We start from the raw sequence: 687 nt of genomic DNA on the forward strand, positions 1-687 counted from the left end.
AAAAAAAAGCCAGCACAAGGCTGGCAAAGATTGGAGATTGCAGGTCTATAGCCCACTAGGTAAGTAATTTATTCATCATTTCCGAGGACATAGAGCAGCGAAGGGATAACCTCACGCATAGCTGTTTCCTCGGTTTCATCGCTCATCAGTGTCAGTGTGTAATCCAGGCACTCAAACACCACATCCACCGCAGATAGCCCAAAGGCCCCACCCGCGATAATTTGCCCGGTTTCCCATTCTGGCGTTTCGACGATAGACAGGCGGTAGCCACCAAACGTCACAGGTGGGTTGTCAGGGCCTTCGCTCAGATAGAGGCCCACCGCTTTAGCGGCTAAGGTGGCGCGTTCGTCATCGTCCATCTCAACAGCCTGACCAACGCAACCGTCCAGATGTTGACTAATTTCAGCCACACTCATTTCTACCAGCCTATTACCCGCTTTAACCTTACCCTTGGCTGGCGCTGGTTTACTCTTGGCGTTCTGTGCTCGCGGGTCATGGCTATCACGATATCGCGACAGGTAAGCATCACAGGCAATGGCATCAATTTTACTGCCGACTCGCGCAGGGAAACCCGATTTACTTTCCCAATTGTAGAATGCCCGGCGGCTCATCTTGGCATGTTCGGCATACTGGCTTACCGTCATCAACATAAAATATTCTCCCTGATTGGCAAAGTGTGAACCCTTC

General features: G+C 51.1%; 1 protein-coding gene. It reads right to left on the reverse strand.

Annotated features, from left to right (window positions below):
* Nucleotides 1–68 precede the first annotated feature (68 nt).
* A complete protein-coding gene (locus AEP37_RS23935) occupies nt 69–650 on the reverse strand; it encodes a hypothetical protein (RefSeq protein ID WP_049615679.1) in 582 nt (193 codons plus the stop codon).
* Between the last annotated feature and the right edge of the window lie 37 nt (nt 651–687).

This window comes from Yersinia pekkanenii, from assembly GCF_001152565.1.
Classification (GTDB): domain Bacteria; phylum Pseudomonadota; class Gammaproteobacteria; order Enterobacterales; family Enterobacteriaceae; genus Yersinia; species Yersinia pekkanenii.

Excerpts from the sequence above, each read along its gene's own strand:
- AEP37_RS23935 (WP_049615679.1), bottom strand. The coding sequence starts at position 650 with ATGTTGATGACGGTAAGCCAGTATGCCGAACATGCCAAGATGAGCCGC.